The organism is Micromonospora sp. WMMD956, assembly GCF_029626125.1.
In the GTDB taxonomy this organism is placed as follows: Bacteria; Actinomycetota; Actinomycetes; order Mycobacteriales; family Micromonosporaceae; genus Micromonospora; species Micromonospora carbonacea.
Window position 1 is genome coordinate 3713885 of record NZ_JARUBI010000005.1, and the last position, 19804, is coordinate 3733688.

General features: G+C 75.0%; 19 protein-coding genes. 10 read left to right on the forward strand and 9 right to left on the reverse strand.

Annotation, left to right across the window (positions count from 1 at the left end):
• Positions 1–4 precede the first annotated feature (4 nt).
• On the forward strand, positions 5–505 hold the full coding sequence (locus tag O7628_RS17120) for a nuclear transport factor 2 family protein (RefSeq protein ID WP_074477097.1): 501 nt from the start codon (positions 5–7) through the stop codon (positions 503–505).
• Positions 506–594: 89 nt separating this feature from the next.
• Here the strand turns inward: O7628_RS17120 and O7628_RS17125 are convergent, their stop codons facing one another.
• The 5 genes from O7628_RS17125 to O7628_RS17145 all read right to left on the reverse strand — a co-directional run bounded on the left by O7628_RS17125 (position 595) and on the right by O7628_RS17145 (position 6750).
• Entirely contained in the window at positions 595–1581 is a 987-nt protein-coding gene (locus tag O7628_RS17125; protein WP_278131864.1) for a hypothetical protein, read from the reverse strand.
• A 156-nt stretch (positions 1582–1737) separates the two neighbouring features.
• Positions 1738–2397: a 4'-phosphopantetheinyl transferase superfamily protein gene (locus O7628_RS17130; protein WP_278131866.1), complete on the reverse strand. Its 660-nt coding sequence runs from the start codon at positions 2395–2397 to the stop codon at positions 1738–1740.
• A gap of 139 nt (positions 2398–2536) precedes the next feature.
• Positions 2537–3322 (reverse strand): peptidase, encoded by a 786-nt coding sequence (locus O7628_RS17135; protein WP_278131867.1) that lies wholly within the window; start codon positions 3320–3322, stop codon positions 2537–2539.
• 2 nt (positions 3323–3324) lie between these two features.
• Positions 3325–4617: a VWA domain-containing protein gene (locus O7628_RS17140; RefSeq protein WP_278136328.1), complete on the reverse strand. Its 1293-nt coding sequence runs from the start codon at positions 4615–4617 to the stop codon at positions 3325–3327.
• Positions 4618–5016: 399 nt separating this feature from the next.
• A complete protein-coding gene (locus O7628_RS17145; protein ID WP_278131868.1) occupies positions 5017–6750 on the reverse strand; it encodes a phospholipid carrier-dependent glycosyltransferase in 1734 nt (577 codons plus the stop codon).
• An 83-nt stretch (positions 6751–6833) separates the two neighbouring features.
• On the opposite strand from O7628_RS17145, the gene rsmI reads away from it, so the two are divergent.
• On the forward strand, positions 6834–7682 hold the full coding sequence (gene rsmI / locus O7628_RS17150; RefSeq protein WP_278131870.1) for a 16S rRNA (cytidine(1402)-2'-O)-methyltransferase: 849 nt from the start codon (positions 6834–6836) through the stop codon (positions 7680–7682).
• Positions 7683–7808: 126 nt separating this feature from the next.
• Here rsmI and O7628_RS17155 read toward each other — a convergent pair whose 3' ends face one another.
• A complete protein-coding gene (locus O7628_RS17155) occupies positions 7809–8759 on the reverse strand; it encodes a hypothetical protein (RefSeq protein WP_278131871.1) in 951 nt (316 codons plus the stop codon).
• 146 nt (positions 8760–8905) lie between these two features.
• On the opposite strand from O7628_RS17155, the gene metG reads away from it, so the two are divergent.
• A complete protein-coding gene (gene metG, locus O7628_RS17160; RefSeq protein WP_278131873.1) occupies positions 8906–10708 on the forward strand; it encodes a methionine--tRNA ligase in 1803 nt (600 codons plus the stop codon).
• Between the two features lie 28 nt (positions 10709–10736).
• Here metG and O7628_RS17165 read toward each other — a convergent pair whose 3' ends face one another.
• Entirely contained in the window at positions 10737–11588 is an 852-nt protein-coding gene (locus O7628_RS17165; protein ID WP_278131876.1) for an alpha/beta hydrolase, read from the reverse strand.
• A gap of 136 nt (positions 11589–11724) precedes the next feature.
• Positions 11725–12972 (reverse strand): hypothetical protein, encoded by a 1248-nt coding sequence (locus O7628_RS17170; protein WP_278131878.1) that lies wholly within the window; start codon positions 12970–12972, stop codon positions 11725–11727.
• A 147-nt stretch (positions 12973–13119) separates the two neighbouring features.
• Here O7628_RS17170 and O7628_RS17175 point away from each other — a divergent pair, with 147 nt between their 5' ends.
• The 7 genes from O7628_RS17175 (at position 13120) to O7628_RS17205 (ending at position 19062) form a co-directional block, all read left to right on the forward strand.
• Positions 13120–14034 (forward strand): TatD family hydrolase, encoded by a 915-nt coding sequence (locus tag O7628_RS17175; RefSeq protein WP_278131880.1) that lies wholly within the window; start codon positions 13120–13122, stop codon positions 14032–14034.
• Positions 14031–14903: a 16S rRNA (adenine(1518)-N(6)/adenine(1519)-N(6))-dimethyltransferase RsmA gene (gene rsmA, locus O7628_RS17180; RefSeq protein WP_278136329.1), complete on the forward strand. Its 873-nt coding sequence runs from the start codon at positions 14031–14033 to the stop codon at positions 14901–14903. The genes O7628_RS17175 and rsmA overlap by 4 nt, the downstream gene beginning before the upstream one ends.
• Before the next feature lie 9 nt (positions 14904–14912).
• Positions 14913–15041, forward strand: a complete 129-nt coding sequence (locus O7628_RS17185) for a hypothetical protein (protein ID WP_278131882.1) — start codon at positions 14913–14915, stop codon at positions 15039–15041.
• The gene (locus O7628_RS17190; RefSeq protein WP_278131884.1) at positions 15038–15994 is read left to right on the forward strand and encodes a 4-(cytidine 5'-diphospho)-2-C-methyl-D-erythritol kinase; all 957 of its coding nucleotides are present in this window, start codon (positions 15038–15040) and stop codon (positions 15992–15994) included. The genes O7628_RS17185 and O7628_RS17190 overlap by 4 nt, the downstream gene beginning before the upstream one ends.
• Positions 15995–16110: 116 nt before the next feature.
• The gene (locus O7628_RS17195; protein WP_278131886.1) at positions 16111–17922 is read left to right on the forward strand and encodes an ABC-F family ATP-binding cassette domain-containing protein; all 1812 of its coding nucleotides are present in this window, start codon (positions 16111–16113) and stop codon (positions 17920–17922) included.
• A 95-nt stretch (positions 17923–18017) separates the two neighbouring features.
• Positions 18018–18473: a DUF4383 domain-containing protein gene (locus O7628_RS17200; RefSeq protein WP_278131887.1), complete on the forward strand. Its 456-nt coding sequence runs from the start codon at positions 18018–18020 to the stop codon at positions 18471–18473.
• Between the two features lie 118 nt (positions 18474–18591).
• Positions 18592–19062, forward strand: a complete 471-nt coding sequence (locus O7628_RS17205; RefSeq protein WP_278131889.1) for a DUF4383 domain-containing protein — start codon at positions 18592–18594, stop codon at positions 19060–19062.
• A 31-nt stretch (positions 19063–19093) separates the two neighbouring features.
• Here the strand turns inward: O7628_RS17205 and O7628_RS17210 are convergent, their stop codons facing one another.
• A complete protein-coding gene (locus O7628_RS17210; RefSeq protein WP_074477142.1) occupies positions 19094–19780 on the reverse strand; it encodes a TetR/AcrR family transcriptional regulator in 687 nt (228 codons plus the stop codon).
• Positions 19781–19804: the final 24 nt, after the last annotated feature.

Sequence of the window (19804 nt, forward strand, 5' to 3'; positions counted from 1 at the left end):
CAGCATGGACGCCGACCAGCAGGCCCGGACCCAGGCCCAGGCCCTGTTCGCCCGCAATCTGGAGTTGATCTCCGAGGGCCGGATCACCGAGTGGGTGGAGCTGTTCGACCCCGAGGGGGTGCTGGAGTTTCCCTACCCCCTGCCGGGCATCCCCGCGCGGTTCACCGGCCACCGGGAGCTGTACGAGCACATGAAGGACTTCCCGAAGCAGTTCGACGTGCGCTTCTCCGGCCTGACCTTCCACGAGACCACCGACCCGGAGCTGGTGGTCGCCGAGTTCGTGGGTGACGGCCGGGGCGTCGTCACCGGTCGACCGTTCCACCAGGTCTACATCTCGGTGGTCCGGTTCCGGGACGGGCGGATCGTCCACTTCCGGGACTTCTGGAACCCCCTGGCGACCATCCGGGCCGGGCTGACGATCGGGCACGCCTGGCGCGGCCTGGTCGACCTGCTGCGGCCCGCCGCACGCCGCCGCCCGAAAGGGCCGGGCCCCGGTCGGGGGTGACCGGTCGGCCCGCCACCCCGCTGGGTGGGGGCGGACGGGGGGCCGGCCCGCGGCGGCGGACCGGCCCCCACGTACGCGAGGTGGTGCGGCTACGGCTTCCAGGAGCCGGCGGTCTCCAGCTTGTGCCGGTATTCCAGCGCGCCGTTCTTGTTCGCCACGTCGAAGGTGACGCTGCCCGTGCGCTTGCTGCCCTCCCGCAGGTTGACCCCGGAGTCGAGCAGGTCGCCGCAGCCGGCCAGCGCGCCGGCGATCCCGTTCGCGGTGGTGCCGTCCTCGGCCACCCACTGGAAGTAGAACGGATTGATCGACATGTTGCCCTTCTTCACCGTCGCGGTGACGTCCGCGATCAGGTAGAGCCCCTTGTCGGGGTCGGGCGAGTACGACTTGCAGCCCTTCGTCGAGGTGCGGAACCGCAGCACCGTGATCTCCAGGGTGCCGTCCTCGTCGTTGATGATCAGGGTCTCGCCGGCCTTCATGTTGAAGGTCTCCCCGTCGGCCGGGTCGGACGACGACGAGGAGGTCGGGCCGGCGCTCGGCAGGCCGCTCGGCGCGGTGGTGACCCGGGGCGGGGCCGGGAACTGCCGCTCGGCCTCCTTCGCCGCCTCGTTGGCCGAGGCGATCAGCGCCACGATGCCGCCGACGCAGCAGAGCAGCGCGAGCACCACCGCGACGACCACGATGATGACGATCGGCTTCTTGCTGCTCTTCTTGGCCCCCATCGGCGGGCCGAGCGGGTAACCCGGGCCCGGCGCGTAGCCCGGGCCGGGCGGGTACGCCCCGCCGGGCGGCGGCGGGTAGGCCGGACCCGGCGGCGGGTACGCCGCCTCCACGCCCGGCTGGTACGTCGGGTCGGGGGTGGGCGGCGGCGTGAACCCACCCGGCGGCGGGTACGGCGCACCGGACGTCGGCTGGTACGGGGACCCCGACGTCGGCTGGTACGGCGCGCCGGACACCGGCGGCGGATAGGGCGCGCCCGAGACCGGCGGCGGCGGGTACGGCGCGCCCGAGACCGGCGGCTGGGCGGTGGTCGGCGGCAGGGGAGGCGGGGCGGTCGGATCGGCCGGCCACGGAGGCACGGGTGCCGTCGCTGGATCCTGGTTCGGCTGGTAGGGGTCTTGCGGCGGCCCGTATGGGTCCTGGGGGTGGCTCACCGTACTCCTCGGCACCTCATCGCGATCTCGAACGCCCTGACGGTATCGCTCCTGCCCAAGTCGGGGATCACCCCGACCGTCTCAGCGGGGTAACAGGATGGCCGCGGTACGGACCACGTCGGCGTCGACCGCGAACCGCCCGGTGACCGTAGCGGGCGGATCGGGCACCGGGGCCGCGTCCAGCCGGGCGGGGGAGATCCGGGCCGTGAACAGGCCGGAGTCCGGGTCCAGCTCGACGCGGGCGTCGTGGAAGCCCAGCCACGTGCCGACGACCGGGTGCCACACCTTGTAGATGGTCTCCTTGGCGCTGAACAGCACGGCCGCCCAGGGCACGGTGGCGGGGAGCCGGGCGCAGTCGGCCCACTCCTCGGGCAGGCCGACCAGCCGGCGTACCCCCGGGGCGAGCTCCCGGTCCCGCAGCTCCGCGTCCATCCCGACCGACCGGATCTGGTCGGCGCGGGCCACGGCGGCGGCGCAGTAGCCCGGCGTGTGGGTGATGGTGCCGACCACCCCGGGCGGCCAGACCGGGGCGCGGTCCGGCGCGGCGGGCACCGCGACGGGCGGGACGCCGAGGCCGGCGAGCGCCCGCCGGGCGCAGACCCGGCCGGCGGTGAAGTCGCGCCGTCGGCGCTCGACCGCCCGCTCGCTCAGGCAGGCCCGCTCGGCGGGCAGCAGCTCGCCGTCCCAGTCGTCGCCGGCGGCGACGGCCACCGCGACCTCGGGCGGCAGCAGGTCACGCATCGCGGCCCCCGCCGCTCCCGTCGCGGCCCCGGCCGCCCCGCACGCCGCTCATCGCCGTCGAACGTACCGCACCCGCCCCCGCGCCGGTGGCCCGTGGGACGGCGGCCGGAGCGCGCCGGCCCCACGGGCCACGGCGGGGTCAGGGCCGGCGGGGACGGCGGGTCAGCGCGAAGCCGACGACGCCGGCCACCGCCGCGAGCACCCCACCGGCCGCGGTCCAGACCCACCGCGACGACAGGTCCGGCAGCCAGCCGGTGAGGAGGCTCCCGTCGTCCTCCTCGTCGGCCGGGGCCGCCGCCGGGTCCCCGGTCAGCACCGTCCCGGCCTTCGTGTTGGGCACCAGCGGGGCCTTCAGCTCCCCGTCGTCGGCGGGGGCGTCGCCGTCGCCGACCTCGGCGACCAGCAGATCCACGTCGACCGGCAGGCCGAGGTCCGGCTCCGGCAGCTCCACGACGGAGAGCCGCACGAAGTACGTGCCGGGCAGCGGGTCGGCCGACCACGGCTCGGCCCACGACCGGACCCGGCGCAGGGTGCAGCCCAGCGCCACGCTCGTCGCCGACGCCCCGGCCGTCGGGGTCTGCGCCCCCGCCGTGCACGCCTGGCGGCGGCGCAGGCCGTCGAAGACCTCGACCGTCCAGGTGGAGTCGCCGGTGCGGCCCTTCGGGAAGGTGACCGTCGCCGCGATGTCGTGGATCTGCCCGGCGCTGGCCGGGAACGACCAGTAGAGGTAGTCGCTGGTGGACGCGCCGACCCGGACCGGCTGGCCGGCGGTGATCGACGTGGCGGTCAGGAACGAGGTGCCGGCCTTGGTGACCGTGGCGGCACCAGGCGAGGGGGTGGGCGCGGCCAGCGCGGGGGCGGCCGGGAGCGTCAGCGCGGCGGCGGCGACCAGCGCCGCCGAGGACCGGATCAACGGGGTACGCATCGTCAGTTCTCCCTCCAGGTGGCGACCCACCAGCGGGTGAGCAGCCCGGCGACGAGCCCGGTGACCAGGCCGGCCAGGGTCAGCAGCAGCAACAGCACCCAGCCCCGGCCCAGGTCCGGCCCGCCCGGGTCCGGCGACGAGGCGACCACGTCGACGGTCAGCTCGATCGGCATCCCCGGGGCGGCCCGGGTGCCGGGGCGCGGCGCGAACGCGTTGCTGACCACCAGGCAGACGGTGGTCGGGGCGGCGTCGCCGGCCGCCGGACCCGGCGTCTCCCCGTCGCCGTCGGCGTCGGCGTCGGCGTCCACGTCGTCGTCGGCGGCGGCCGACCAGCGCAGGCCGGCGGAGACCACATCGGTGCGACCGCTGCCGGCGTCCACGCCCCGCACCAGTTCCCGGCCGTCGGGGGCGGTCGCGCGCAGCAGCACCGCGTGGTCGGGGTTCACCGGGCGGTCCAGCGCGATGCTCACCGAGGCCCGCAGCTCCTGACCCGGGCGCACCGGGACCCGGTACCAGCGGTGCTCGGAGAACTGCTCCCGGTCGGTGTAGACGCCGGGGGCGAGCAGCGGCGCGTCCGGGCACCGGGCGGAGCCGCCCACCACGGTCGGCGCGGCGGTGTACGTGTCCCGGGCCCGGTCCACCAGTTGCTTGATGCGGCCGGTCAGCTCGTCCGCGCTCTGCGCGGCCGTGTACGTCCCGCCGGTGGCGCCGGCGATGCAGAGCAGCTGCCTGCGCACCTTCTCGTCGGGGGCGAGCCCGAGGGTGTCCACCACCAGCTTGGTGCCCTGGGCGGCCAGCTCGCGGGCCACCTCGCACGGGTCCGGCGGGGCGCAGGTGTCCTCGCCGTCGGTGATCAGCACGATCCGGCGGGCGGTGGCGCCGGTGCCGAGGTCGGCGGCGGCCGAGCGGAGCGCCAGCCCGACCGGGGTGAACCCGGTGGGCCGGAGGGTGGCCACGGCGGCCTTGGCCTGGGCCCGGTCCACCCGGCCGACCGGCACGATCTGCTGGGTGTCCTGGCACCCCACCTGCTTGTCCTTGCCCTTGTAGGTGGCCCCGAGCACCCGGATGCCGAGCTGGGTCTCCTCGGGCAGCGCGTCCACGACCTCGTTGAACGCCTGCTGCGCCACCGAGATCCGGCTGCGCCCGTCGATGTCCCGGGCCCGCATCGAGCCGCTGACGTCGAGCACCAGCTCGACCCGCGGCGGCTCGACGACGGGGTTCTCCTCGTCGGCCCGCGCCGGTGCGGGACCACCCAGCGCGACCGCCGGACCGACCAGGACGGTTGCCGCCAGCAGTCCGCGGAGGACGGTTGTCCATCGTCTCTTGTTGATCACCGGGGCGAGTGTAGTGAGATCCACTTTGGAGGCTCAGGCGGCCCTCGGGCGCGCCGGGCCGGGGCGGATCGGCGGCGGGCGCGGCCGGAAACCCCGGTGTGTCCCCGCCGGATGACTGACGGTTAGCTGCCCCGCGTAAACCATTAGGCTGGTGTGCTCCGTCGGAAATCTGACCCGAGTCCACCCGTTGTGCCGGTGGTGCCGTGTGGTTAAGCTCCTATTGCGCGCCCCAATCGCCCGCTTCCCCCGTGGCAGGCGATCGGGGCGCGCGTCTTTGCGTCCAGGGCCGTTCCCCGCGCCCCGGAGGCCCGCCAACCGGGCCCGCCCCGGGGCCCGGTTGTCCGATATCCGACGCCGGCGTCAGATCCAGCGGCCGTCCAACCACATCCGGGCCGACCACTCCGCGTACGGCAGCACCTTGCCCACGAAGATCGGATAGAAGTACGCGAAGCAGAGCGCCACCAGCAGCACGTACGCGCCCACGATGACGCCGCCCACGAGCCGGCGCTCCGCGACCTCGTCCTCGCCGGCGGCGGCCGCCTCCCCGGTGGCCGGGGCCCGCGCCCCGTCGGTGGCCGGGGTGACGATCGCGCCCAGCACGTAGACGACCGCGAGGACCAGGAACGGCAGGGCCGGCGCGGCGTAGAAGGAGAACATCGTCCGGCCGTCGAAGGCGAACCAGAACCAGGGCAGCAGCCCGGCGGCCACGCAGAGCAGGATCGCCCCGGCCCGCCAGTCCCGCCGCGCGAGGCCGATCCAGGCCGCGCCGAACAGGGCGGGCAGGAACGACCACCACAGCAGCGGCGTGCCCAGCAGCAGGATCTCCGAGGCGCAGCTCGGCGCGCCGCAGGCCCCCTCGCCCGACCAGTGGAAGGCGACCGGCCGGCCCAGCAGGAGCCACTGCCAGGGCCAGGACTGGTATTTGTGCGGGTCGTCGAGCTGCTTGTGGAAGCCGTACGCCGCCTTGTGGTACTCCCAGAGGTTGTTCAGCGCCCCGATGATCGGGGTGTCGCTCAGGCCCGGCACGTTCGGGTACCGGGCGGCCAGGCGGTAGTAGCCGTCGTCGGTCAGCAGCCAGCCCGACCAGGTCGCCACGTAGGCGACGACCATGAGGACGCCGGCCAGCACCAGCCAGGGCAACTCGTCGAGGAGCGCGTCGCGCCACGGCCGGCGCACCCCCGCGGAGCGGCGGACGCCGACCTCCCACAGCAGGGCCAGCAACGCGAAGGCCGGCAGGAAGTAGAGGGCGCTCCACTTGACCGCGCAGGCGAGGCCGAGCAGCACCCCGGCGGCCAGCCGCCACCACGGCCAGTTCCGCCAGCCGCCGGCGGGCCGGCCGGCGCGGCCGGGCGCGGTGGGGTCGAGGCCGGCGTCCAGCGCCCGGCTCCACCGGCGACGCCGGGCGTCCCGGTCGAGGACCAGCGCCCCGAACGCGGCCAGCACGAACAGCAGCAGGAAGATGTCGAGCAGGGCGGTGCGGGACAGCACCAGGTGGAAGCCGTCGAGGGCGAGCAGCAGGCCGGCGGCGCAGCCGAGCGTGGTGGAGCGGAACAGCCGGCGGCCGATGCGCACCAGCAGCAGCACCGACACGATCCCGGCCAGCGCCGCGCCGAAGCGCCAGCCGAACTCCGGAGCGGTCGTCATCAGGTGCCCGGGCACGGAGATGTTGTGCTCGGCGTCGGAGTAGCCGAACGCCCACTCGCCCAGGCCGATGAGCCACTTGCCCAGCGGCGGGTGCACCACGTACGACGGGCCGTTGTCCTTGTAGTTCCACTCGACGCCCTTGTCGACGAGCCCCCAGCCGTCGCGGGCGTAGTAGATCTCGTCGAAGATCTTGCCCTTGGGGTAGCTGAGGCCGACCAGGCGCAGGATCGCGGCGATCGCCACCACGACGGCGGTGGCGATCCACGAGTTGACGTCGAGCCGGGCGTCGATGGTGGCGAGCCGCCGCCGCACGATCGCGGGGACGCCCCCGCCGCCGCCGTCGGGGGTGGGGGGCGGCCCGGACTCCTCGGTCGCGTCGCCGGTGGACCCGGCGTGCTCCGATCCCGCCCGGCCCGCGCTCGCGCTCTGCGCTGTCGACGCACTCGTCACGCAGCGATCGTAGGCTGCGGAGGTGCCCGGTGGCGTCCATCGTCCCCGATATCGGTACAACTGTCGATGAAGGAGCGCATCTCTTGGGTGAAATGTCCGAATTCGGACGCCTGATCCTCCTCGGCGCGCCGCTCGGCAACCCGTCCGACGCGTCCGCCCGGTTCCGCGAGGTGCTCGCCGCCGCCGACGTGGTCGCCGCCGAGGACACCCGGCGGCTCACCCGGCTGGCCCGCGACCTCGACGTCACCGTCGGCGGCCGGATCGTCTCCTACTTCGAGGGCAACGAGGAGCGGCGCACCCCCGAACTCGTCGAGGTCCTCCGCGAGGGATACGTCGTCGCCCTGGTCACCGACGGCGGGATGCCCAGCGTCTCCGACCCCGGCTACCGGCTGGTCCGGGGGGCCCTCGACGCCGGGGTCCCGGTGACCGCCGCCCCCGGGCCCAGCGCCGTCACCACCGCCCTGGCCCTGTCCGGCCTGCCCAGCGACCGGTTCTGCTTCGAGGGCTTCCTGCCCCGCACCCCCGGCGCGCGGCGGTCCCGGCTGCGCGCCCTGGCCGGCGAGGAACGCACCCTGGTCCTCTTCGAGGCCCCGCACCGCATCGGGGGCGCGCTCGCCGACCTGGCCGCCGAGTTCGGCGTCGACCGCCCGGCCGCGCTCTGCCGCGAGCTGACCAAGACGTACGAGGAGGTGGTCCGCCGCCCCCTCGGCGAACTGGCCGACTGGGCCGCCGAGCGCGAGCCGCGCGGCGAGATCACCCTCGTGGTGGCCGGCGCGCCGCCGGCCGCCGCACAGCGCCCCGACGACGAGACGCTGCGCGCGGCCGTCGCCGAGCGGGAGGCGGCCGGCCTGTCCCGGCGCGACGCGATCACCGAGGTCGCCACCGCGTACGGCCTGCGCCGCCGCGACGTCTACACCACCGTCCACGCCTGAGGTGCAAGGAAGGGCACCTTGTTAACGCCTTCTGTATAGGAAGGGCCCCTTCCTAACCGGCGGGCGCGGCGAGCGCAGCCGGGGCGGGCGGCGGCGGGGCGGCGAGCGCAGCCGGGGCGGGCGCGTCTACCAGGCGGCGGCGAGGAAGCCGACGCTGATCACCAGCGGACCGGCCACCGCCATCGCCACCGCCCAGCGGCGGGCCCGCCGGTCGGCCAGCCGGGCCGCGCCGGTGTACCGGGCGATCCCCGCCCCGCAGGCCAGCACCAGCAGCAGCCCGAGCAGCCAGCGCAGGTGCCGGCCGGCACCGGTGTCGGCGTACGCGGTGTCGCCCGACGGGCCGGTCATCCGGGCGGTCAGGGTGGAGCCGGCGGCGGCGCGCTCGGCGGGCACCCCGCTGACGCGTACCCCGAAGGCGATGAACCGCTCGCCCTCGGCGGTGAAGACCCCCCGGCAGCGCTGGGTCAGCCCCGCGCCCGTGCACTCGCCGATCACGACGGTGCCGGTGGTGGCGTGCCCGAGGGCGAGCCAGAACGGGCCGGCGCTCACCCAGGCGAAGAAGGCGGCGAGCAGGCTGAGCGCCAGCAGGGCGGAGAGGCCCTGCCACGGGTCCGGCGGGTGGGCGGGCCGGTCGGCGCGCCGTCGGCGGGCCTCTCCCCGGGGGTCCGCGTCGGTGGCTCGTCGCCACCACCAACGTCGGCGGCCGTGTTCCTCGCGCAGGGGGGTGCCGTCCCAGTGCACCTGTTCGATCGGGGCCCAGAACAGCCCGTCGTCGTCGCCCGACGCGTCCTCGTCGGGGGCGGGCGTCGGGCGGAGCCGGCCGCCGGGCTGGCGGACCGGCACCCGGCGCGGCACCGCGTCGACCGGGGCTCCGGTGGTCGGCTCCACCTCGACCGGCTGGTCGGGGCCGGCCGCCTGCCCGGGCAACGCCGGCGGGCCGGACTGCGTGGGCGGGCCGGGCTGGCCGGCTTGCCCGGGTGGGCCCGCCTGGGTGGGCGGGCCTGCCTGCGCGGGCGGGGCGGGCGCCGCTGCGCCGGGCGGCTCCTCGTGTCCCTGGGCGGCGCGTCTGCCAGTCACGGTTTCATTGGACACCGGCAGGCGAGAGCAACAGGGCAGGTCAGGCCGCGTGTCGGCGACAAATCGGGCGACCGGCCCGGTGCGGTCGCGGCGAGCCGGCCTATTGGTTCGCGGTGGCCCCGCGCCGGTCACTAGGCTTGCTGGTCATGAGTCACGTTCTCGCGGCGGTAGCCTGGCCGTACGCCAACGGCCCGCGCCACATCGGCCACGTCTCCGGTTTCGGCGTTCCCTCCGACGTCTTCGCCCGGTACATGCGGATGGCCGGCCACGACGTGCTCATGGTCTCGGGCACCGACGAGCACGGCACCCCGATCCAGGTGCAGGCCGACGCCGAGGGGGTCACCCCCCGCGAGCTGGCCGACCGCTACAACCGGGTGATCGCCGAGGACCTGCGGGCGCTGGGGCTGTCGTACGACCTGTTCACCCGCACCACCACCCGCAACCACTACGCGGTGGTGCAGGAGCTGTTCGCCGGCCTGCACCGCAACGGCTACATCGTGCCCAGGGTGACCACCGGGGCGATCTCGCCGTCGACCGGCCGGACCCTGCCCGACCGCTACATCGAGGGCACCTGCCCCATCTGCGGTTACGACAGCGCCCGTGGCGACCAGTGCGACAACTGCGGCAACCAGCTCGACCCGGTCGACCTGATCAACCCCAAGTCCAAGATCAACGGTGAGACGCCGGAGTTCGTCGAGACCGAGCACTTCTTCCTCGACCTGCCCGCGCTCGCCGACGCGCTGCGGGAGTGGCTGGACGGCCGGGAGGGCTGGCGGCCAAACGTGCTGCGGTTCTCGCGGAACCTCCTCGACGACCTCCAGCCCCGGGCCATCACCCGGGACCTGGAGTGGGGCGTGCCGATCCCCCTCGACGACTGGCGCGACCGTCCGGACAAGCGGATCTACGTCTGGTTCGACGCGGTCATCGGCTACCTGTCGGCGTCGATCGAGTGGGCCCGCCGCACCGGCGACCCCGAGGCGTGGCGCAGGTGGTGGTCCGTCGACGCCGAGGGCAAGGACGCCCGCAGCTACTACTTCATGGGCAAGGACAACATCGTCTTCCACTCGGTGATCTGGCCGGCGCTGCTCGGCGGATACTCCGGCGCGGGCGACCACGACGGCGAACCCGGCGCGCTGGGCCGGCTCAACCTGCCCACCGAGGTCGTCTCCAGCGAATACCTCACGATGGAGGGCCGCAAGTTCTCCTCGTCCCGCAAGGTCGTCATCTACGTGCGCGACTTCCTCGAACGCTACGACGCGGACGCGCTGCGCTACTTCATCGCGGTCGCCGGGCCGGAGAGCAACGACACCGACTTCACCTGGGCCGAGTTCCTCCGCCGCAACAACGACGAGCTGGTCGCCGGCTGGGGCAACCTGGTCAACCGGTCGGTGTCGATGGCGGCGAAGAACTTCGGCGCGATCCCGCCGGTCGACCCGGCCGGGCTCACCGAGGCCGACGAGGCGCTGCTGGCCACCGCCCGCGCCGGCTTCGACACCGTCGGCGACCTGATCGGCCGGCACCGGCAGAAGCAGGCCATCGGCGAGGCGATGCGGGTCGTCGCCGAGGCCAACAAGTACCTGTCGGAGCAGGCGCCCTGGAAGCTCAAGGCCGAGGCGGACAAGCCCCGGATGGGCACCATCCTGCACGTCGCGCTCCAGGTGGTCAGCGACGCCAACACCCTGCTCACGCCGTTCCTGCCGCACTCCGCCCAGCAGATCCACGAGCTGCTCGGCGGCACCGGCGTGCACGCCCCGATGCCGGTGCTGGAGGAGGTCGACGACCTCGACGGCGGGCCCGCGTACCCGGTGCTGACCGGCGACTACACGGTCGGGGCGCGCTGGGAGTCGGTGCCGCTGGAGGCGGGCCGGCCGCTCGCCGCGCCGAAGCCGGTGTTCCGCAAGCTCGACCCGTCGATCGTCGAGGAGGAGCTGGCCCGGCTCGCCGGCTGACCGGTCGGGCCAGCCGGCCAACCGGAGGTCAGCGCCGCGCCATCGCCGGGGCCACCACGAACTCCAGGATCGCCCGGTTCACCTCGTCGGCGTTGGTCCACGGGATGCCGTGCGGCGCGCCCTTCAGCGTCACCAGCCGGCTGTCGGGCAGCATCGGCTGCAACCGCTGGCCGGTCACCGCGTACGGCAGGACCTGGTCCTGGTCGCCCTGCACGATCAGCACCGGCACGTCGATCCGGGGCAGGTCGGGCCGGAAGTCGGTCAGCCAGGCGTCCACGCTCTGGTACGTGCCGATCGCCGACGCCCGCGCGCCGATGTCCCAGTGCGCCCGGTACGCCTCCTCGCTGACCAGCCTGCCCTTGTTGTCGGAGTAGTTGAAGAAGCTGTCGCAGAAGCTGGTGAGGTAGGCGAACCGGTCGGCGAGGATCGCCTGCTGGAAGCCGTCGAAGAGGCTGCGGTCCACCCCCTGCGGGTTGTCCGGGGTCTTCAGCAGGAACGGCGCGATCGGGGCGAGCAGCACCGCCCGGTCCACCCGGTTCGACCCGTACGTGCCCAGGTAGCGGGTGACCTCGCCGGTGCCCATCGAGTGCCCGACCAGGATCGCGTTGCGCAGGTCCAGCTCGGTCATCAGCACGTCCAGGTCGGCCGCGAACGTGTCGTAGTCGTAGCCGGCGGCCGGCTGGCTGGAGTTGCCGAAGCCCCGCCGGTCGTACGTGATGGTCCGGTAGCCGGCGGCGAGCAGCGCGTTGGTCTGCTTCTCCCACGTCGCCCCGTTGAACGGGAAGCCGTGGATCAGCACGACGGGCTGGCCGGCGCCGTGGTCCTCGTAGTACAGGTCGATGGGCGCGGTGTTCTCCGCGCCGACGGTCATGAAGGGCATCTCGTCTCCCGGTGCGGGGTCGGGTCGTCGGACGCCCCGCGCATTCCCGACCCGCCCCCCGATATGCCGCCCCCGCCGGGACCGTGCCGACCCGCCCCGCCGGGGCCGCGCCGACCGCCCCGCCGGGACCGCCCGGTCAGAGCGGATAGGACACGTCGACCATCCGGTCGTCGGTCACCTCGGCCACCGGGGCCCACACCTCGTAGACGCCCCGTTCCTGGCACTGCGCCCCGGTCGCGGCCACCGCGTCCGGATCGGGCCGGGTCAGCCGCAGCCGCAGCCAGCTCGCCTCCTCCCGCAGGACCAGGCAGGGCACGCCCCGCCAGGCGGCGTGCCGCAACCGGCGGGCCACCGCCTTTACCGGGTACCGGGCGGCCCGGGTCATCGCCAGCACCCGGAACCCGCCGGGCAGGTCGGCGACGGCCTCGTACACGGCGCCGGCGTACCCGCCGACGAGCTGCGTCGACCGGGCCGCCTCCCCGGTCGGCAGCCACTCCTGGTCGGGGGAGAGGTCCGGCACCCCGGCCAGCAGGTGCCGCCACTGCGGGCCGACCATCCGCAGCCAGCCCCGCTGCTCGGCCTGGTAGCTGTAGAGCACGACCTCCTCGCCCGACGGCGGGTAGGCCAGCAGGGTGGCGTTGGCCGGCATCGGCAGGTCGGCGAAGTCCCGGGTGACGAACTCCGGGACCAGCTGCGCCTCGCTCGGCACGAACCCGGTGCCCAGCACCGACGGGCCGAGCCGGTCCCGGGGCGGCAGCGCCGTCAACCCCCGGTGCTCCGCGCCGACGGGCCGCACGTAGTCGGCCGGGTCCGCCGCCCGCCAGCGCAGCGCGTACGCCACCTCCAGGTCGTCGCGGCCGCCCGGCGAGTCGGTGCGCAGCACCGCCAGGGCCGCCGGGGTACGCAGGTGCGCCACGTCGTGCTCGCGGTGGCAGAAGCCGTGCGGCAGCCAGCCCCGGGCGTAACCGGCGAGCTGCCGCGCGGAGAGCACCTTGACCATGCGGGTGCCCCGCCGGACCACCGCCGACGCCCGCACCGCCGCCAGCGTCGGGTCGCCGGCCGAGGCCGGCTGCTGGCTGAGCCGCTGCACCTGCGGCCAGCCCCGCTCGCGGTGCAACGGCACCAGCAGCGGCGCGTCCGGCTCCTCGGTCGGGTCGGCCGCGCCGTGCACCGCGTCGACCTCGCTGACGTGGGCGAACCGCCGCCACGGCAGTGGCGCCCCCGGCCGGGGAGACCACTCGAAGCCGGGTGCCTCCTCGGCGCTGAACAGCTCGTACGCCGCGCCCCGGGCGATCGCCTCCGCCAGGTAGGTGACGCCGCCGCACGTGACGCGCAGCCCCGCCCGCGCTTCGGCGGCTCCACGGGCCTGAGGGGCGACGCTCACTCCGGCGACGCTAGGCCCGCCGCGTTCCGGGCGGGTGAACGGCCGGTGACGGGCCGATGACCGGCACCTGGTCGGCGCGCTGCCCGCCGCAGCGCCGGCACACCCCGGAGGGGCCGGGCGGCGGACCGGGCCGACCGCCGGTGTGTGATGCTGGCGGCGATGACCGAGTCGACCGAACCCCGCCGGCAGCGGGCCGCCCGCCGGGCCGGCGAGTTCCCGCCCGCGCCCGAGCCGCTGCCCGGCCCCGTGCCGGACAGCCACACCCACCTGGACATCACCGTCACCGAGGCCGGCGCGCCGGCCGGCGGGGCGGGCGGCAACGCCACCGCCGACGACCCCGTCGCGGCGGCCGTCGCGGTCGCCGCCGAGGCCGGCGTGGACCGGCTCGTCCAGGTCGGCGTCGACGTCGCGTCCTCGGCGTGGAGCGCCGACGCCGCCGACCGCTACCCGGCGGTGCTCGCCACCGTCGCGCTGCACCCCAACGAGGCGCCCCGCCTCGCCGACCTCGACGAGGCGCTGCGCGCCATCGAGGCCCTCGCCGCCCGCGACCGGGTGCGCGGCATCGGCGAGACCGGAATGGACTTCTTCCGCACCGGCGACGAGGGCCGCGCCGCGCAGGAGGCGAGCTTCCGCGCCCACATCGACATCGCCAAGCGGCACGGCAAGGCCCTCGTCGTCCACGACCGCGACGCCCACGCCGACGTGCTGCGGATCCTCGACGACGAGGGCGCCCCGGACACCGTCGTGCTGCACTGCTTCTCCGGCGACGCCGACTTCGCCCGCGAGTGCGTCCGCCGGGGCTACCTGCTCAGCTTCGCCGGCACCGTCACCTTCGCCAGCGCCGCCGCGCTGCGCGAGGCCGCCGCGCTCACCCCCCTCGACCAGCTCCTCGTGGAGACCGACGCCCCCTACCTCACGCCCACCCCGCACCGAGGGCGGCCCAACGCGTCGTACCTGATCCCGCTCACCGTCCGCGCGCTGGCCGCGACCACCGGCGCGGACCTCGACGCGCTCTGCGCCGCCCTGTCGGCCAACGGCGAACGCGCCTTCGGCCCGTGGTGACCCCCGGCCTGCTCGGCCCGGCGGAGATCCGGGACCTCGCCGCCCGCCTCGGCGTCAGCCCCACCAAGAAGCTCGGCCAGAACTTCGTGCACGACCCCAACACCGTGCGCCGCATCGTCGCCGCCGCCGCGCTGACCGCCGACGACGTCGCCCTGGAGGTCGGCCCCGGCCTCGGCTCGCTCACCCTCGCCCTGCTCCCGGCCGCCGCGCACACCCACGCCGTCGAGATCGACCCGACGCTCGCCGCCGCGCTGCCGCAGACCGCCGCCCGGCACGCCGGCCCGTACGCCGACCGGCTCACCGTGCACCGCGCCGACGCGCTGCGCGTCACCGCCGCAGAACTGGCCGACCCCGCGCCGACCGCCCTGGTGGCGAACCTGCCGTACAACGTGGCCGTGCCCGTGGTGCTGCACCTGCTCGCCGCGCTGCCCAGCCTGCGGCACGGCCTGGTGATGGTGCAGAAGGAGGTCGCCGACCGGCTCGTCGCCGGCCCCGGCTCCAAGGTGTACGGCATCCCGTCGGTCAAGCTCGCCTGGCACGCCCACGCCCGCGCCGCCGGCCGGGTCCCGCCCAACGTGTTCTGGCCGGTGCCCAACGTCGACTCCGGACTGGTCGCCTTCACCCGCCGCGAGCCGCCCCGCCCGGAGGTGCCCCGGGCGCGGGTCTTCGCCGTCGTCGACGCCGCGTTCGCCCAGCGCCGCAAGACCCTGCGGGCCGCCCTCGCCGGCTGGGCCGGCGGCCCCGACCGGGCCGCCGCCGTCCTCGTCGCCGCCGGGGTGGACCCGGGCGCACGCGGGGAGTCACTCACCGTCGAGCAGTTCGCCGCCGTCGCCGCGTCGGCCCCGACCGGCACGCCGGCCGCGCAGTAGGCTGGCGCGGTGCCCGGACCCCGCAACGCGTACGACCTGGTTGACGGCCCGTCCGCGCCGGCCGCCGACCCCGCCGAGGAGCTGATCGTGACCGAGCCGTTCGACATCCGCCTGCGCCTGCGGGGCATCGTCCCGTGACCGAGGCCTGGCGACCGGACGACGATGACGACCAGCAGCGACGCGGGGCCGCCGGCCCCGTCCGGGTGCGGGTCCCCGCCAAGGTCAACCTGCACCTCGGGGTGGGCCCGCTGCGCCGCGACGGCTACCACGAGCTGAACACCGTCTACCACGCGATCTCCATCCACGACGAGCTGACCGCCCGCCGCGGCGACACCCTCACCCTGACCATGGAGGGGGAGGGCACCGGCGAGCTGGCCCTCGACGACACCAACCTGGTGATCCGGGCCGCCCACGCCCTCGCCGGCTACGCGGGCGTCCTGCCGCACGCCCGGCTGCACCTGCGCAAGCAGATCCCGCTCGCCGGCGGCCTGGCCGGCGGCAGCGCCGACGCGGCGGCGGCCCTCGTCGCCTGCGACGCGCTCTGGGGCACCGGCCTGTCCCGCGACGAGCTGGCCGGGATCGCCGCCGACCTCGGCTCCGACGTGCCGTTCCTGATCCACGGCGGCACCGCGCTGGGCACCGGCCGGGGCGAGGCCGTCAGCCCCGTGCTGGCCCGCCCCACCTCCTGGCACTGGGTGGTCGCCATCGCCGACGGCGGCCTCTCCACCCCCGCCGCGTACGCCGAACTCGACCGGCTCCGCGCCGCCGGCGCCGCCGGTCCGCCGCTGGGCAGCACCGACGGGCTCCTCGCCGCGCTGCGCCAACGCGACCCCCGGGTGCTCGCCGCCACCCTCGGCAACGACCTCCAGGCCGCCGCGCTGGCCATGCGCCCGTCGCTGGCCGCCACCCTCAAGGCCGGCGAGGCCGCCGGGGCGCTCGCCGGCATCGTCTCCGGCTCCGGGCCCACCTGCGTCTTCCTCGCCGCCGACGCCGCCGACGCCGAGCGGATCGCCGCCGAGCTGGAGGCTGCCGGGGTGTGCCGCGAGGCGCGCACCGCCCACGGCCCGGTGGCCGGCGCCCGGATCGGCTGACCCACCCGCGCCCGACCCGCCCCCGGGGCGGGCCGGGCGCGTCCGCGTACCCTGGGAGCCAGGCGTCCCCAGGTGCCCGCCGGCACCGGGACGCCTTGATCATGAAAGGTGGGGCAGTGGCCAACATCGTCAACCTGGACCGGGTGTCCAAGGGGTACGGCGCCGCCGGGCCGCTGCTCACCGACGTCTCGCTCGGCCTCGACGACGCCGACCGGATCGGCGTCGTCGGCCTCAACGGCGCCGGCAAGTCCACCCTGCTGCGGATGCTCACCAAGCAGGAGGACCCCGACGAGGGCCGCGTCACCCACCGCCGCGACCTGCGCGTCCTGTGGCTGCCGCAGGCCCTCGCGCTCGCCCCCGAGGCGACCGTCCGGGACGTGGTCCTCGGCACCGGCTGGCTCGACCAGAGCATGGGCGCCGAGCACGAGTGGGCCGGCGACGCCGGCGTCCGCGCCATCCTCGACGGCCTCGGCATGCCCCACCTCGGCCTCGACCAGCCCGTCGGCCCCATGTCCGGCGGCGAGCGCCGCCGCGTCGCCCTGGCCGCGCTGCTGGTCCGCGAGTCCGACCTGCTCATCCTCGACGAGCCCACCAACCACCTCGACGTCGGCGGCGTCGACTGGCTCGCGAAGCACCTCGTCGGCCGGCGCGGCGCGCTCGTCGTGGTCACCCACGACCGGTGGTTCCTCGACGCCGTCTGCACCACCACCTGGGAGGTCGCCGACCAGACCGTCCGGGCCTACGAGGGCGGCTTCGCCGCCTGGACCCTCGCCCGCGCCGAGCGGGAACGCGTCGCCGCCGCCACCGAGGCCCGCCGGCAGAACCTCCTCCGCAAGGAGATCGCCTGGCTGCGGCGCGGCCCGCCGGCCCGCACCTCCAAGCCGAAGTTCCGCATCGACGCCGCCAACGCGCTCATCGACGACGTGCCGCCGCCGCGCGACACCATGTCGCTGCAACGGCTCGCCACCGCCCGGCTCGGCAAGCAGGTGTACGACCTGGAGCACGTGCGGCTGCACGCCGGCCCCAAGGAGATCCTGCACGACACCACCTGGCAGGTCGGCCCCGGCGACCGGATCGCCATCCTCGGGCGCAACGGCGCCGGCAAGACCACGCTGCTGCGGCTGCTCGCCGGCATCACCCGCCCCGAGGCCGGCCGCTTCCACACCGGCTCCACGGTCAAGCCGGCCTTCCTCTCCCAGGAGCTGGCCGAACTCCCCGGCCACCTGCGCGTCCTCGAAGCCGTCGAGGAGGTCGCCCGCCGGGTGCAGCTCGGCGACCGGGAGGTCTCCGCCGCCCAGCTCGCCGAGGTGTTCGGCTTCGACGACCGCCGGCTCTGGACGCCCGTCGGCGACCTCTCCGGCGGGGAACGCCGCCGCCTCCAGATGCTCCGGCTGCTCGCCGCCGAGCCCAACGTGCTGCTGTTCGACGAGCCCACCAACGACCTGGACACCGACACCCTCGCCGCGCTGGAGGACCTCCTCGACTCCTGGCCCGGCACGATCATCGTGGCCAGCCACGACCGGTACCTCATCGAACGGGTCACCGACGTCGCGTACGGGATGTTCGGCGACGGCCGCCTCGTGCACCTGCCCGGCGGCGTCGACGAGTACCTGGCCCGCGCCGCCGACCGGCAGCCCGCCGCCCCGGCCACCCCCGCCGGGGCCCCCGCCGCCGGCACCCCCGCCACCGGCGCGGGCGGCATGTCCGCCGCCGAGGCGCGGCAGGCCAAGAAGGAACTCACCCGGCTCGAACGCCAGATCGCCAAGCTGGACCAGCGGGAGGGCACCCTCCTCGACCAGCTCGCCGCCAACGCCACCGACTACGCCAAGGTCGCCGAGCTGGACGCCCAGCTCAAGGACGTCCGGGCCGAACGGGAACAGGTCGAGGAGAGCTGGCTGGCCCTCGCCGAGCAGGTGCCCGGCGGCTGACCAGGGCAACCGGGCGGGGGGTGTGCGGCGTCACAGCCCGTCGTGCGGGACAATCGCAGGCGACCCCTCACCCGCACGGTCTTGGAGACTCAGACATGGCCCACACCCCCGTCAACCACCCCGCGCGGCCGATCTACCGGGCGATCGGCGGGCTCGTTGGTCTGTACTTCCTGGCCTTCGGCGTGCTCGGCCTCGTCGCCAGCGCCGGCAACGACATCCTCGCCCAGGACGACACCAAGGTGCTCGGCCAGGGCACCAACCTCGGCTTCTCGCTGCTGAGCCTCGTGCTCGGCGTCGCGATCCTCACCGGCACCGTGATCGGCCGCAACCTCGACGTCGCGATCAACCAGTGGCTGGCGTACGCCCTCATGGTCCTCGGCCTCGCCGAGCTGGCCTTCCTCCAGACCGACGCCAACATCTTCAACTTCACCATCACCACCGACATCGTGGTGCTCACCCTCTCCATGGTCCTGCTGATGGCCGGCATGTACGGCAAGGTCGGCACGGACGAGGAGAACGAGGCCTGGCAGAAGGCCCGGCTCGTCCTGTAGGCCCGCACACCGCAGCGGGGGTCGGCACACGCCGGCCCCCGCTGCGGCGGTTCGGCCCGCGTCCGACGCCCGGCGGGGTGACAATCCTTCCGACTGGTGTCAAACGGACGGAGGGGTCATGGCGCACTTTCCGGTCAACCACCCGGCCCGGCCGCTCTACCGGGTCCTCGCCGGGCTCGTCGGGCTCTACATCCTGCTCTTCGGCGTGTGGGGCACGGCCGCGACCTGGGGCGAAGGTCTCTTCGACCGGGGCAGCCACTGGGCCCTCGGGCTCCGCACCAACCTGGCGTTCTCGCTCGTCTCGGTGGCCTTCGGCATCGTGCTGCTGATCGGGGCGTCCCGGCGCAGCAACCTCGGCCACTACATGAACCTCACCGCCGGCGCGGTCTTCCTCGTCACCGGAACCCTGATGATGGCCGTCCTACAGACCTCGGCGAACTTCCTCAACTTCTCGATGTCCACCGTCATCGTGTCGCTGCTGTTCGGGCTGGTGCTGCTCGCCACCGGCCTCTACGACAAGGTCGGCCCGGCCGACCACGCCGAGGCCGAGGACCGGCGTCGCCGCGACCCCGTCCCCGGCCACCGCTGACCCGACGACCGAGCGGCCGCCGGCCCCGCCGTCACCGGCCCCGGGACGTGATCAGCGTCGGCTTCGCCTCCAGGTGCGACAACCCGTTCCAGGCCAGGTTCACCAGGTGCGCGGCCACCGTCTCCTTGCGCGGCCTGCGCACCTCCAGCCACCAGCGCCCCGTCAACGCCACCATCCCCACCAGCGCCTGCGAGTAGAGCTCGGCCAGCTTCGGGTCGTACCCCCGGGTCTTGAACTCGGCCCCGAGGATGTGCTCGACCTGGTGCGCGACGTCGTTCATCACGCTGCTGAAGTTGCCCGTCGCCGACATCAGCGGCGACTCCCGCACCAGCACCCGGAAACCGCTGGTCTCCTCCTCGATGTAACCCAGCAGGGTCAGCGCCGCCTGCTCCAGCAGCTCGCGCGGGTGGCCGGCGGTCAGCGCCGTGGTGATCCGGTCCAGCAGGGCCCGGACCTCCCGGTCCACCACCACCGCGTAGAGCCCCTCCTTGCCGCCGAAGTGCTCGTAGACCACCGGCTTGGAGACCTTCGCCCGGGCCGCCACCTCCTCTATCGAGGTGGCGTCGAAGCCCCGCTCGGCGAACAACTGCCGACCGATCGAGATCAACTGCTCGCGCCGCTGGGCCGCCGACATCCGCACCCGCGACGGCGGCTTGCCCGCCGCCGCCGGCACCGCGCGCCGCCGCCCGCCCGCCCCGCCGCCCGGACCCTCTGCCATGCCGTCACCTCGCCGGCGCGCCGT